The organism is Microbacterium sp. MMO-35 (genome assembly GCF_037147555.1).
Taxonomy (GTDB): Bacteria; Actinomycetota; Actinomycetes; order Actinomycetales; family Microbacteriaceae; genus Microbacterium.
The window spans coordinates 188,959-202,209 of sequence record NZ_JBBCVH010000006.1; the positions used below are offsets into that span (position 1 = coordinate 188,959).

The following is a 13,251-nucleotide window of genomic DNA, read 5'->3' on the forward strand; positions in this document are numbered from 1 at the left end:
AGGCCCGACGATCTCAGGGCCAGGCCGCGGAGCGCGGCACCACGAGCACCGGAACGCCGGCGTTGCGCACGATCTTCGCACCGTGGGATCCGAGGAAGACCCGGGCGAGCGGGTTCAGGCCGCTCGACCCCACCACGAGCAGATCGCCGTCGGTCCAGCCGATGTCGTCGATCGCCGCCGCCCACGACTCGCCGATTCCGATCACCGCCTCCTCGACCCGCGGACGCGGATCCAGCTCCTCGATCTCGTCGATGATCGCCGAGGCGTGGGACCGGATGAGCTCCACCCACTCGACGAGCACCGGATCCTCAGCCCGTCCCCCGGCGCCCGCGAGGATGCCGGTCTCGGCCTCCGGTCGCACCGCGAACGACACGATCCGCAGGCTTCCGCCGGCCCGCGCGGCGATCGACGCCGCCCCGAGGACCAGATCCTCCGCGGCCTCCGTTCCTCCGTAACCCGCGGTCAGGCGGACGATCCGGGAGTCGAGCGCGGCGCGATAGCCGACGGGGGCGACGGCGACCGGCACCGGCGAGGCGTGCAGCAGCGCCTCGGACACGGCGCCGAGCGAGATCCGCCCGTGCTCGCCGCGCGACGAGGAGCCGAGCACGATCGCGTCGGGGGACTCCTCGCCCGCCAGCTCGAGCAGACCGCGCCGGGACGACGCCGCCTCGTGCACCACGAAGCGCGCCGAGACCTCGCCCCCGAGCACGCTCGCGGCATGGTCGAGCACCTGCTCCGCAGCGGCGCGGTCATGCGCGCGCCACTCGTGGTCGACGCTCGCCCGCGACGGCGGCCACGGCGACGCGACGACCGCCGCGACGACGAGATCGGTGTCCAGGGAGTTCGCCAGCTGCGCGGCGAGCGCGAGCACGGCGGTCGAGCGGCGGCCCGTGTCGACGCCGACGAGGAGGGTCATGATCCACTCCGATCCCGGATGCCGGGCTGGCGCACCACCGCGGTGAGCGGCACGTCCGGATCACCCAGGTCGTTCCCGGGCTCCAGGACCGAGCGCCGTCGCCCGTAGAAGAAGTAGAACACCAGGAACACGACGACCCAGATCGCGAACACCGCGATCGTGATGGGCCGCAGCTGCGTGATGATCCAGATGCAGCCGAGGATCGAGAGGATCGGCGTGATCGGGTACAGCGGGACCTTGAAGCCGCGCTCCAGGTGGGGCTCGCGCACGCGGAGGATGATCAGGCCGACCGACACCACCAGGAACGCGGCGAGGGTGCCGATGCTCGTCATCTCGGCGAGGAAGTTGATCGGGATCACTCCGGCGAGCACGGCGACCACGGCCGAGACGATGACGGTGTTCTGGATGGGGGTGCGGGTGCGCTCGTTCACCTTCGCGAACACCTTCGGGACCATGCCGTCCCGGGCCATCGCGAACAGGATCCTGGTCTGGCCGTAGAGGGTGACCAGGGTGACGCTGAAGATCGAGATCACGGCCCCCGCGGCGAGCACCGTGCCGGGCCAGGAACTTCCGATGACGTGGGTGAGGATCTCGGCGAGGCCCGCCTCCTGGTTCTCGAACCTTTTCGGATCCTGGGCGCCGATGCCGACCAGCGCGACGCCGATGTACAGCGCGATGACGACGAGCAGCGCTCCGATGATCGCGAGCGGAAGGTTGCGCTTGGGGTTCTTCGCTTCCTCGCCCGCGGTCGAGACGGCGTCGAGCCCGACGAAGGAGAAGAAGATCACGCCGGCGCCGGCCGCGATGCCGCTGATCCCGTAGGGGGCGAAGTCCGCGAAGTGATCGGAGTTCCACCCGGTCACCCCCACGGCGATGAAGAAGAGCAGCACGCCGATCTTGATGCACACCATGATCGCGTTGGTGATGACGGACTCCTTCGTGCCGCGCACCAGCAGGACGGCGCAGAGCGCGATCAGGATCACGGCGGGCAGGTTCACGACGCCGCCCTCTTCGGGCGCGTTGCTGAGCGCGGCGGGCAGGTGCCAGCCGAACAGGTTGCCGATGAGCTCGTTGACGTACTGCGACCAGCCCACCGCCACCGCAGCGGCGGAGACCGCGTACTCGAGCAGCAGGCAGGCGCCGACGATCATCGCGGTGCCCTCGCCCAGCGTCGCGAAAGCATAGGAGTAGGTGGATCCGGACACCGGCACCGCCCCGGCGAGCTCCGCGTAGCAGAGCGCGGTGAGGCCGGCGACGATGCCGGCGATGGCGAACGACCACACGACCGCGGGTCCGGCCAGCGGCACCGCCTGCGACATGATGAAGAAGATTCCCGTGCCGATCGTGGCGCTGATGCCGATCGCCATGAGCGGGAAGAGACCGATCGTGCGTCTGAGCGGGGAGTCCGCGGATTCTCGGGGGATCGGCTTGCGCCGGAGCAGCTGCTGGGCGATCGACGTCATGACACCTCTTGTCCTCTCGGGGCGGCGGCACCGTCGCTCGCCGCCCGCTCGCTCGGCTCAGGATCCGGTGACCCTGGGCCTCCTCGTGCCGATCGGGGGGTGCACCCACGGTAGACCCGGCGAACGCCAGGGCTCCGCATCGACCCTGCGGAGGGTCGCGGACGGGTGCCCGATCGGCGGGTCTAGCCCTGGTCCTGCACGACCACGCGCACGCCGTCGACGAACGCGTCCGCCGCGCCGCGGACGTAGCCGCCGGGCGTGGCGGCGATGCCCCGCAGGAACGCGATCGTCTCTGCGGTCAGCACCTCCCCGGGCAGCACGTTCGGGATTCCGGGCGGGTAGGCGGCCAGCGAATCCGCCGAGACGCGGCCGACGGCCTCGGCGGCCGGGACGATCTCGGTGTGGGCGAAGGCGGCGTCGCGCGGGCGCATCACGGCGGCGCCGGGCGTGGGCAGCGCGACGGAGCCGGCGTCGCCGCGCGCGGCGAGCGCGCCGATCGGCTGCAGCGCCTCGAGCGCCGCGACGAACCGCGCCGCGTCGGGGGTCGTGCCGGGGCCGATGAAGGCGACGATGCAGGAGCCGGTGGAGATCTCGGTCATGATCCCGGCGTTCCGCAGGAGCTCCTCGCGCACCGTGTGGCCGTGCAGCCCGGCCGCGCCCACGTCGATCGACACGCGCAGCGGGTCGTGGTCGACGATGTCGGGGAAGGCTCCGAAACCGTCGCTCACGATCGGGAACCGTCCGGTCGCGCGCACCGCGTCGCGGAGCTCCGCGGCGGCGGCGAGGGATGCCGCGATGCGGTCGTGGCCGTCCTCGAGCGTCGCCCTGGCGAGGTCGAGCGAGGCGAGCAGCAGCGAGCTGGCGCTCGTGGACTGGGTGAACATGAACGCGCGGTCGATGAGCGGTTCGAGCTCGTCGGCGTACGGCCCGTCGGCGAGGTGCAGCATGGCCGACTGGGTGAGGCTTCCGCCCATCTTGTGGGTCGACGACACCATCACGTCCGCGCCCAGGGCGATCGGGTTGGCGGGCAGGTCGGGGTGGAAGCCGAAATGGGCGGCCCAGGCCGCGTCGACGATCAGCGGCACGCCGGCTTCGTGGCAGACCTCGGCGATGCCCTCGACATCCGCGACCGCGCCGAAGTAGCTCGGGCTGATGATGTACGCCGCCTTCGCCTCCGCGCCGTGCAGCGCCTCGCGCATCGCGGAGGGGGTCACCCCGTGGTTGATGCCGTGGTGCTCGTCGATCGTCGGCTGCACGAACCGCGGGTCGAGCCCGCCGAGGATGATGCCGTCGAAGAAGCTCGAGTGCGCGCTGCGCTGCGCGACCACGATCTCGTCGGGCGTGCGGAACGCGGAGAGCGCGAGCGCGGTCATCCGGTTCGCCTCCGAAGCGCCGTTGGTGAGGAACCAGGTGCGCCGGGCACCCCAGGCGCGCGCCGCCTGCGCGCGGGCCTCCTCGAGCGGATTCGGGGTCCCCTTGTCGATGCCGTCGAGGAGGGGCTCCACGTCATAGCGCAGCACGTCCTCGCCGAAGAAGCCGGCGAGCAGCGGAGCGGCCGCGGGATCCGCCGCATGTCCGGGCACGTTGAGCCGCTGCAGGTCGCGGTCGGCGAGTGTGCGGATGGCGTCGGCGTAGGGGGTCGTTGCGTTCACTCTTCGATCTTCGAGGCGAGGGATACGATGAGGAATAGCGAGAAATCTGCAATCCTCAATACTCTCTATGGAGCATCCATGCTGGATCTGAGACAGCTGCGGGCTCTGCAGGCGGTGTCCGCGCAGGGCTCGATCCTCCGTGCCGCCGAGGTGCTGCACTGGAGCCAGCCCACGGTCGCGCATCACCTCAAGGGCCTGGAGCGCGAACTCGGTGCACCGGTCGTGGAGAGCGGATCCGGCGGCACGAAGCTCTCCGAGGTGGGCGAGTCGCTGCTGCCGCACGCCGTGGCGCTCCTGGATCGGGCGCAGCGCGCCGTCGACGAGGTGCGGGCGCACATCGCCGCGGGCCGGCGGCGCATCGCGATCGGGGTGTTCCCGTCCGCCGGAGCGCGACTGCTCCCCCGGGTGGTGCGGGCGCTGCAGGACGCGGGATTCGACCCGGACGTGAGCGAAGCGGAGCTCGATCCGCTGATGGCGGCGATCGTCGGCCTCCGCCTGGACGCCGCGATCGTCTACGACTCCCCGGGCCGGCCGACGGTGCTGCCGCCCGGCTTCCGGATGACGCCGGTGCGCCGGGAGCGGCTCTCGATCATCGTGCCGCCGGAGCATCCCCTCGCGGGGCGCACCGGCGCCCCGCTCGCCGACCTGAGCGAGGAGGAGTGGATCGCCGGCGCGACCGAGGCCGACCCCGTCGACGCGGCACTCGCCCGCGCGGCGGAGAAGGCGGGGTTCACTCCGCGGATCGCGATGCGCAGCGACGACTACGCCGTGGTCGCCGCCTATGTCGCGGCGGGGTTCGGCGCCGCGCTGGTGCCCGAACTGGCCCTGCCCGCGCACCTGGATGCGGTCGCCACGGTCGACGTCGAGGACGCGGTGTTCGAGCGGCGGATCTTCCTCGTCACGTCACCGACCGTGAGCGCCGCCGCACGCACGGCACTGGAGCGTTCGCTGCGCGCAGCGCCGCCCGGGGAGCCCGAGGAGATCCGCTGAGGGGATCCGCTGACGGGATCCGCGTGCGCCGAGAGGGAAAGCCGGTGAGGGGAGGGGAACGGGATCCTGGATCGGGGACCGTGTCGCGAGGTCATCCGGCGGCGGTCCCGGAGCGTCCGCCCCGCGCGATCAGTCGTGCGCCGATGAGCGCCACGATCGCGGCGAGCACGGCGATCGCGGTCATCAGCACCCCGAACCCGTCGCGGTAGGCGGCTGTCGCGGCCTCGAACACCTGCGGCGCGGGGCGCGTGCCGTCCTTCGCATAGGCCCCGACGCTGCCCAGCGCCGACTCGACATCGGAGGCCGACATCCCGGCAGCGTGCAGGCGCGCGGTGATCCCGGAGATCGTGAGCTGCGTGACCGCGACCGTCGACAGCGCGGTGCCGAGCGAGTAGAAGAGCTGCCCGAACGTGGTGCGCGCGCTCGTGACGGGGCCGTAGAACTCCGCCGGGGCCTCGCTGAGGATCAGCGTGCCGTACGGGAGCGACGCCGCGGTGACGCCGAACGCGACGAGCACGCCCGCGGGTACGAAGGCGAGCGGGGTGTCGGCGTTCCGCGCGAGGGCGGCGGCGACGAAGCCGGCCGCGGCGAGCAGCCCGCCCAGCATCAGAGAGGCTTGCGGGGTCATCCCGCGGGTCATCAGGCGCCCGAGGATCACCGCTCCGACGATCGAGGTGACCGACACCGGCAGCTGCCAGACCGCGACCGCGGCGGGGGTGAGCCCGAGCACGTACTGCCAGAGGTTCGTGAGCTGGAGGAAGGCCGCGGCGACGCCGAAGTTGAAGACGAACCCCGCGCACAGAGCACCGAGGAAGAGCGGGCGCCGGAAGAGGAACACCGGGAAGAACGGGTGGCGCACGCGCGTCTGCGACCACGCGAAGGCGGCCAGCAGCAGGATCCCGGCGGCCATCACGGCCCAGGTGACCGGGTTCGTCAGCGACGAGGCCAGCTGTGAGACGCCGTACAGGAAGACCACCATCCCTGCCATGAGCAGGAGCTGCCCCCACACGTCGCGCCGCTCCGTGACGCTCGGCGCGACCGCGGGGAGCAGCATCAGGACCGCCGGGACGGCGAGAGCCGAGAGCAGAGGGACGAGCAGGAAGGCGAGGCGCCAGTCCGCGCCGGCGAGGAGTCCGCCGGAGAAGGTGAACACGACGCCGGCGGCCCCGGCGACGGCGGCGAAGGCGGCGACGGCCGCGGGGAGCCGGCCGGGGGCCGCGAGCACCTGGATGTACGCGAAGGCGGCGGCGTAGACGGCTCCGAGCCCGATGCCGGAGACCGCCTGCCCGACGATGTAGACGAGCGCCGTCGGGGCGACGGCGACGAGGACCTGACCTGCGGTGCTCGCCAGCAGCGCCGCGACGAGCATCCTGCGGCGCCCGATCCGGTCGGCGAGCAGCCCCGTCGTGATGACGGAGGCCGCGATCGCGAGGGTCTGCATCGACGCGCCGAGCGCCTGCTGGCCGCCGACCATGTCGAGGCCGCGGCTGGCGCCGACGAGCGCGGTGGCGGCGATGTTGGGTGCGGCACCCTGGACGGCGGCCAGGACGCCCAGGAGGGGGACGGCGAGGCGCGACGCCGTGCGGGCGACGTCGGCGGTGGCGGTGTCGTTCATGTCGTGGGGGCTCTCTGCGCGAGGGGTCAGGAGGAGAAGGCGACGGCGCCGTCGATGTAGGTGGCGTGCACGTCGATCGCGTCCCAGCCGGCCGGATCGGTCGTCCACGGGTCCGCGTCGACGACGGCGAAATCGGCCCGCATGCCGGGGCGCAGGACTCCGCGGTCGTCGGCGTGGATCTGCCAGGCGGCGTGGGTGGTGATCGCCGCGAGCGCCTGCTCGGGCGTGGCGCACTCGTCGGGTCCGAGCACCGACCCGTCCGCCTCGAGGCGGCGCAGCACCGCCGTCTGCGCGCTGTGCAGCGGGTGCACCTTCGTCACGTTGTAGTCGGAGTGCAGGCTCGGACGCAGCCCCGCCCGGTAGGCGGAGGCCACGCGGTCCAGGCGTGCGGCGCGGTCGGCGCCGAGGATCGTGTCGCGGAACGCGGCACCCCAGTAGTAGACGTGGTCCATCAGGAAGCTCGGCGAGATCCCCGCGGAGGCCATCCGCGCGAGCTGATCGTCGGTCGTCACGGAGGCGTGCTCGAAGCGGTGCCGCAGGTGCGGATCGGTGCCGGGCAGGAGCTCCTCCGCGGCCTCCAGCGCGAGCTCGACCGCGGCGTCGCCGTTGGTGTGGATCATCAGCTGCCACCCGTCGTCGAGCCCCGCGCGCATCGCCTGGCGCAGCCCCTCGGGAGTCCAGTTCGCGTGACCTCCCGCGGTCTCGCCGAGGTACGGCTGCAGGAAGTAGCCGGAGCGGCCCTGGTTGGATCCGTCGGCGACGAGCTTCCACGCGTCGGCGCGGACCATCTCGTCCCCGCTGAACGGCGTCACGCCCGCGGCCTTCCAGGCGGCGGCGACCTCGGCGGGCGTCGTGTATCCGGCGAGCGCCGAGAACTGCGCGGTGGAGACCCGGGCGGGCAGCCGCCGCGCGCCGTTGAGCTGGTGCAGCAGCGCGATCTCGCTGACTCCGGCGAGGGTGCCCGTCATCGCCTCCCGGACCGAGGTGACGCCCTGGCTCGCGAACTCCGTGAGGAGCCGGCGGACGCCGCGCGCGACATCGGCGGCGTCGGGGCGCGGCAGGCCCGCCAGCAGCATCGTCACGGCCGGCGCCTCGCCGACGATCCCGGTCAGGCGCCCGTCGATCTTCTCGAGCGTGCCGCCGGCGGGCGCCGGGGTGTCGTCGGAGATGTCCGCCGCGGCGAGCGCGGCGCTGTTGGCGTAGGCGAAGTGCATCGACGCGTTGAGCACGACGACGGGACGATCGGCCGCGACGCGGTCGAGCATGTCCCGGGTGAGCGCGGGCTCGCCCGGATAGAGGCTGGGGTCGAATAGCTTGGCGAGCACGTACTGGCCGGGTGCCGTCGTGGCGGCCGCGACCTTCAGGGCGGCGATCACGTCGTCGAACCCGGGGCAGGCGACGTGGGAGACGTCGGTCCAGTCCAGCGTCATGAGCGACACCCAGATGTGGGCGTGCGGCTCGATGAGGCCGGGGATGACCACGCCGTCGGGCGACAGGACGGTCGTGGCGGGGCCGGTCAGCCCGTCGAGGTCGGCGGCGGATCCGAGCGCGATGATGCGCCCGCCGGACACGGCCATCGCCTCGGCCGCCGGCGCCAGCGGATCGCCCGTCAAGATGCGGCCGACGACGAGCAGGTCGGCCGCGGATCCGGCGGCGGAGTCGGCGGCGTAGTGCGCGGGCGCGATCCCGTGGCCGGCGGCGGAGATCGCGGAGGACAGGTGGGCGCGGCTCGCGGGGAGGGCGGCGAGGCAGTCGTCGGACATGAGGCTCCTAGGAGTGGGGAGGGTGCCGGAGAGAACGGGAGGAGATGCGGGAGATGTCGCCGGGCGGATGCGCCGGCCGGCCGATCAGCGGAAGTCGAGGACCTGGTCGCCCCAGGCGGGGCGCAGCGCACCGTCGAGGTCGTCGACGATCGCGTCCTGCCGTTCGATCACGAGAGTCGCCCTGGCGCCGCCCGCGCCGTCGACGGAGTACGCGGGCCACGCCGGCGCGTCGGCCGCGTCCGGATTGCGGCCGTGCGCGAACGCGGTCCACCGCTGCTGCATGCGCGCGGAGATCGCCTCGGCGACGCGGCGCCCGCCGAGGCGGAACGTCGGATCCTTCGGTCCGCCGCTCAGGTTGCCCCACAGGTAGGGGAGCTCGGTGGCGTGGGTGGCGCCGAGACCGATCAGCCGCAGGAAGGGCGCGGCGTGGTCGAAGCGGTACAGCCAGACGTCGGAGACCGCGCTGTGCCCTTCGGCGATCCACAGCGTCGGCATGCGGAAGCCGATGTCCCGGGCGATTCCGAGTCCCATCGCGCGCTGCCGGACGTCCTCGTAGGCGGTCTGCACCTGGGCCGCCGAGGGCATGTCGAGGCCGGGGTTGTCGGCGGCCATGTCCGCGAACATCTGACGGATCCGGTCGTCCGTGATCGGGATCAGCGGCGACTTCATGAACTTGAAGAGGGCGGCCTCGTCCTTGTTCGTCCCGATCATGAGGGGCACCGGGAGCCCCCGGCCGTCGTGCAGCACCGTGACCGGGGCCTCGGGGAGGAGGGCGCCGTCGACGACCGGGGCGAAGGCCAGGGTTCCGGGGGCCACATCGGGGATGGCGGCGTAGACGGCCATCCCGGCGGTCACGACGTCCTCCGCCGGCACCGCGCGCAGCGCGTCCGCGGCGGACGGATCCGAGGGATCGATGCCCAGCTCGGCGGCGAAGCGCTCCGCCACGTCGCGCGCACGGTCGACGCCGTACATGCTCGAGGCGGGAGACGACTGCGCGATCGCGCGATGGAAGAGCCCCGCGGCGGAAGGGGTGGCGAGCAGCGTCGTGACGAGCCCGCCACCGGCGGACTCGCCGAAGACCGTCACCCGATCCGGATCGCCCCCGAAGGAGGCGACGTTGTCCTGCACCCAGCGCAGCGCCAGCAGCACGTCCTTGAGGGCGAGGTTGCGGTCGAACCCGCCGTGCGGGAGGAGCCCGGCGAGGTCGAGGAATCCGAACGCCCCGAGCCGGTAGTTCACGGTCACCACGACCACGTCGCCGGTGCGCACGAGCGACGTCGCGTCGAAGAGCGGCTGGCTGGAGGAGCCGAAGGTGTAGGCGCCGCCGTGCAGCCAGACCATGACGGGAAGCGGCGCCGTCGCCCCTTCGGGTGCCCACACGTTCAGCACGAGGCAGTCCTCGTCGAGCACCACGTCGTCGCCGAGCGGTACCGACGGGTTCGCGCTCTGCGGGCACGCGGGACCGTAGACGGTGGCATCGCTCTCCCCCTCCACCGGCTCCGCGGCGATCGGGTCCCGCCATCTCAGCCCTCCGACGGGCGCCACCGCGTAGCGGATGCCCCGCCAGGAGCGGACGCCGCCGGCGGCGGCGCCCCGGAAGGTCCCCGCGGGAGCCACGACGGCAGAGGTGTCGCCGGACGCGGCGGACGGGGTGGGTTCCTGGTGCGACATGGATCCTTCTCTCTCGGGGGTCATGGGGACGGGACGTACGAGGTCAACTGGTGAGCCGGTGCACGATCTGGGCCACCTCGTCGGCGGCGAGCAGCGCGAACACGACCGTCATCATCGCCGCGTTGTGCGCGATCAGCTGCCCCTTCAGACCCTGCAGCGCGGAGCGGACGCGGGGTGAGCCGCCGAGCTCGACGAGGGCGGGGACGATCAGCAGCGACGACGCGACGAGCGCGAGAAAGAGGCAGAGGGCCGCGCTCCCCCAGACCGGCAGGTGGGCCTCGCCGATGAGGGCGCCGCCCTTAAGCCCCAGGGGCACGTTCTTGGAGTTCACGGCCGCCATGACCACACCGAGCCCCGCGGCCCGCGCCGGCGTGACGGCGTCGATCGCGGCGAGCCAGCGGGGCGCCACCGCGGGCTCGCCGTTGCGGGGACGCGACCGCCAGCTCAGCGCCGCGAACACGGCGAACCCCGCGGCGACGAGGATCGACACCACGAGTGAGACGACCCGGCTGCCCGAGGTGGCGGCGGAGACGTGCGCGGAGGCGATCGCCCCGATCGCGATCGGCACGAGGGACACGAGCGTGAACGAGGCCGTGAAGGCCGGGGCGGAGCTGCGCCCGCGCGGTGCGAGCACGATCGCCACGATCGCGACGATCGGGAGCGGGGACAGCGACATCCCGACCGCCAGCGGGATGAGCTCGTGCAGGTCGTTCACGGGGGCGTCCGTTTCGCGTCGCGGACCCCGGAGCGGGTGCGTCCGGGTGATCCGCCGCCGATATTACGGTCGCCGCCGAGGGGCCTCCGCAGGATGTTCGGCTGACACGACAGCACTGTGCGGCAGGGCGAGGACGGCCTCCAGGACGGCCCCGCCGGGTGCGCGAAGCAGCCGTGCATCGAGGTCCCGCATCCGCGAGGCCGGTCGCAGCTGCGCGCCGGGAACCACGGCCCCGAACGACCGCACCCGCACCCGCAGGTGCGGTCCGGCGCCGGTGGCGATGACGTCGAGCGAGATCTCGGCGCGGCGCTCGACGCCGTGCTTCACGGCGTTCAGAAGCCCTTCGGCGATGACGTCGTAGGCGTCGCGCGCCGCCCAGGGGGCCGAGCCGCATGCGGTCCGAGCCGCCTCCGACTCCTCGACCCGCAGGTCCATCACCCGCCCCCAGGTGCCGAACAGCGCGGTCAGCTCCGCACCGGGATCGCCTGCCGCACCGCCGGCCGACAGGATCGCCTCCATCCGCGAGACCGTCTCGTCGAGGGCCTGCTGCAGTCCGGCGACCTCGGCCCGGGTCGGATCCGGGTGGGCCAGGGCGAACACGGCGCAGCCGCCCTGCCCGTCCCGGTGCAGCAGCTCCGCCGAGCGGCGCAGTCCTTCCCGCGCCGTCCGGGTGCCCTCCCGCGCGGTCCGCTGCGCGCTCCGGATCGCGCCCGAGAGCCGGCGCCGCTCGCGGCGCTGCGCATGCAGCGCCCCGGCGCAGAGCCCGGCGAAGAGCGCATAGGCGAAGTAGACGACGGCCGGCACGACCGCGGTCCCGACCGGCGCCCCGTGCGCGACCGCGAGGGCCGAGAGCGCGATCCCCAGGACCGCGGACAGCGCCAGGAAGGCCGCGGACCGCGCCGCGCGCCGTCGGGCCAGGGCACGGCAGCGCGATCCCGCGTCGATGGCGAGTCCGCCGCCGACGAGCACGAGGACGCCGAGCAGCAGCTCGGTCGCGCTCTGGCTGCGCAGGGCATAGGGCAGCATCGTGGCGCCGTACAGCAGCACGACGACGCCCGTCGCGGGCAGCCGGTATCCCGCCCCGCGCCCGCGCGTCTCGGGGCCGGGGACGGCGCCGTCGCCCCGGCCCGGGGGCGCCGGCGATCCGTCGGGTTCGTCGGCCAGCGTGCGCAGCCGATGGCTCCACGTCCGGAAGCCCTCCGCACCGAGACGACGGACGGCCGCGGCGGTGCCGTCGTCGGCGCCGAGGGCCACGATCCCGGCGCGGAGGCGGGTGGCCGCTGCGAGGGCGATCCGGTGCGCCCGTTCGGCGAAGTCGCGAGACCGCGCCTCCGCCTGCACGAGTTCGGCGGCGACGGAGCCGAGCAGCCGGTTGGTGCTGCGCAGACCGCGGAACGCCGCCTCCAGCACGGCCACGACGACGAGCACGACCGTCCACACCAGGACGTTCGTCGCGATGCGGAACGGGAGCTGCCAGGCCGGCGGCGTCGGCAGCTCCGAGGCAGCGGTCCACAGATCCTGCACGATCGGCCTCAGCCCGCTGCAGAGCAGCACTCCGACGACGGCGACGACGCGTGCGCGGGGCCGGTGCAGGCGTCGCTCCACGAGCGCGACCACGCCCAGCGCGCCGGCGAAGCACAGCCACGTCACGGCGGTCGCCGGCCAGGCGCTGGGCGCATCGACGCCCGCGCCGAAGGGGGCCATCACGGTCGCGGAGAGGGGCAGGGTCGCGACGAAAGACCAGATCGTGAGGAAGCGTCCGCCGCGGAGGGATCCGTGCACCGCGGCGAGAAGGCCTCTCATCGCGAGGGGCCGAACGCGGCGAGGTAGGTCGCCGCGGCAGCCACGCGCGGATTCACGGTGGGATCCCCGGTGACGCCGAGCCTGTCGAAGATCCGGCTGATCGATCGCTCGACGGCGCGCACGGTGGATCCGGTCTCCGTCGCGATGCGATCGTTCGACCAGCCCCGGGCGATCATCGCCAGCACGTCGAGCTGGTGCCGGGTGAGGGCGCCGAGTCCCTCACGCGAGAGCACGGAGCCCGCGTCCGGCACGGGCTGCGTCGACAGCGCCTGCTCGAGCGCGTCGATGAGCGTCCGCGGTGAGTCGAGGGTCTGCTTCGGGACGAACAGGGCGCGCGGGATGCCCATCGCGGTGGCTCCGGCGGCGGCGCGCGGATAGCTGCTGAGGAAGACGATCGCGAGATGCGGCGCGAGCTCGGCGAGCATCGCGGCGAGCTCGGCGCCCGAGGGACGGGAGCCCAGGTCGATGTCGGTCAGGAGCGCATCGGGGTCGAACTCCGTGAACAGCTGCGTCGCCGTCGCCGCGTCGGCGGCCGCCGCTGTCTCGAACCCGTGCCGCTGGAGCAGATCGCAGAGGAGCACGCGCAGAGCGGACTGGTCTTCCACGACGAGGACCCGACGCGTCCACTCCGTGCTCACGAGAAAGAGACTACTGGGGCGGGGG

General features: G+C 73.2%; 10 protein-coding genes. 1 reads left to right on the plus strand and 9 read right to left on the minus strand.

From position 1 onward, the window contains the following. Window positions 1-13: 13 nt before the first annotated feature. From WFJ01_RS14135 to WFJ01_RS14145, 3 genes are all read right to left on the minus strand, one after another. Window positions 14-916: a universal stress protein gene (locus WFJ01_RS14135; RefSeq protein WP_336629399.1), complete on the minus strand. Its 903-nt coding sequence runs from the start codon at window positions 914-916 to the stop codon at window positions 14-16. Beyond that, window positions 913-2,379 (minus strand): amino acid permease, encoded by a 1,467-nt coding sequence (locus tag WFJ01_RS14140; RefSeq protein ID WP_336629400.1) that lies wholly within the window; start codon window positions 2,377-2,379, stop codon window positions 913-915. The genes WFJ01_RS14135 and WFJ01_RS14140 overlap by 4 nt, the downstream gene beginning before the upstream one ends. Before the next feature lie 182 nt (window positions 2,380-2,561). Next, entirely contained in the window at window positions 2,562-4,031 is a 1,470-nt protein-coding gene (locus tag WFJ01_RS14145; RefSeq protein ID WP_336629401.1) for an aminotransferase class I/II-fold pyridoxal phosphate-dependent enzyme, read from the minus strand. A 78-nt stretch (window positions 4,032-4,109) separates the two neighbouring features. Between WFJ01_RS14145 and WFJ01_RS14150 the strand changes: the two genes are divergently transcribed. After that, on the plus strand, window positions 4,110-5,021 hold the full coding sequence (locus WFJ01_RS14150) for a LysR family transcriptional regulator (protein WP_336629402.1): 912 nt from the start codon (window positions 4,110-4,112) through the stop codon (window positions 5,019-5,021). A gap of 91 nt (window positions 5,022-5,112) precedes the next feature. Here the strand turns inward: WFJ01_RS14150 and WFJ01_RS14155 are convergent, their stop codons facing one another. The 6 genes from WFJ01_RS14155 to WFJ01_RS14180 all read right to left on the minus strand — a co-directional run bounded on the left by WFJ01_RS14155 (window position 5,113) and on the right by WFJ01_RS14180 (window position 13,226). After that, complete coding sequence (locus tag WFJ01_RS14155; RefSeq protein ID WP_336629403.1) at window positions 5,113-6,636, minus strand: MFS transporter; 1,524 nt, start codon at window positions 6,634-6,636, stop codon at window positions 5,113-5,115. A 26-nt stretch (window positions 6,637-6,662) separates the two neighbouring features. After that, window positions 6,663-8,399 carry an amidohydrolase gene (locus WFJ01_RS14160; protein WP_336629404.1) on the minus strand — a complete coding sequence of 579 codons (1,737 nt, stop codon included), beginning with the start codon at window positions 8,397-8,399 and terminating at the stop codon, window positions 6,663-6,665. Between the two features lie 84 nt (window positions 8,400-8,483). After that, entirely contained in the window at window positions 8,484-10,070 is a 1,587-nt protein-coding gene (locus tag WFJ01_RS14165) for a carboxylesterase/lipase family protein (RefSeq protein WP_336629405.1), read from the minus strand. A 43-nt stretch (window positions 10,071-10,113) separates the two neighbouring features. Continuing rightward, window positions 10,114-10,785 (minus strand): GAP family protein, encoded by a 672-nt coding sequence (locus WFJ01_RS14170; RefSeq protein WP_336629406.1) that lies wholly within the window; start codon window positions 10,783-10,785, stop codon window positions 10,114-10,116. Window positions 10,786-10,848: 63 nt separating this feature from the next. Further along, window positions 10,849-12,588, minus strand: coding sequence for a hypothetical protein (locus WFJ01_RS14175; RefSeq protein ID WP_336629407.1), 1,740 nt, complete (start codon window positions 12,586-12,588; stop codon window positions 10,849-10,851). Continuing rightward, window positions 12,585-13,226, minus strand: a complete 642-nt coding sequence (locus WFJ01_RS14180; RefSeq protein WP_251438982.1) for a response regulator — start codon at window positions 13,224-13,226, stop codon at window positions 12,585-12,587. The genes WFJ01_RS14175 and WFJ01_RS14180 overlap by 4 nt, the downstream gene beginning before the upstream one ends. Window positions 13,227-13,251: the final 25 nt, after the last annotated feature.

Coding starts and splice junctions, on each gene's coding strand:
- WFJ01_RS14155 (WP_336629403.1), bottom strand. CDS start 6,636: ATGAACGACACCGCCACCGCCGACGTCGCCCGCACGGCGTCGCGCCTC.
- WFJ01_RS14150 (WP_336629402.1), top strand. CDS start 4,110: ATGCTGGATCTGAGACAGCTGCGGGCTCTGCAGGCGGTGTCCGCGCAG.
- WFJ01_RS14160 (WP_336629404.1), bottom strand. CDS start 8,399: ATGTCCGACGACTGCCTCGCCGCCCTCCCCGCGAGCCGCGCCCACCTG.
- WFJ01_RS14140 (WP_336629400.1), bottom strand. CDS start 2,379: ATGACGTCGATCGCCCAGCAGCTGCTCCGGCGCAAGCCGATCCCCCGA.
- WFJ01_RS14175 (WP_336629407.1), bottom strand. CDS start 12,588: ATGAGAGGCCTTCTCGCCGCGGTGCACGGATCCCTCCGCGGCGGACGC.
- WFJ01_RS14165 (WP_336629405.1), bottom strand. CDS start 10,070: ATGTCGCACCAGGAACCCACCCCGTCCGCCGCGTCCGGCGACACCTCT.
- WFJ01_RS14135 (WP_336629399.1), bottom strand. CDS start 916: ATGACCCTCCTCGTCGGCGTCGACACGGGCCGCCGCTCGACCGCCGTG.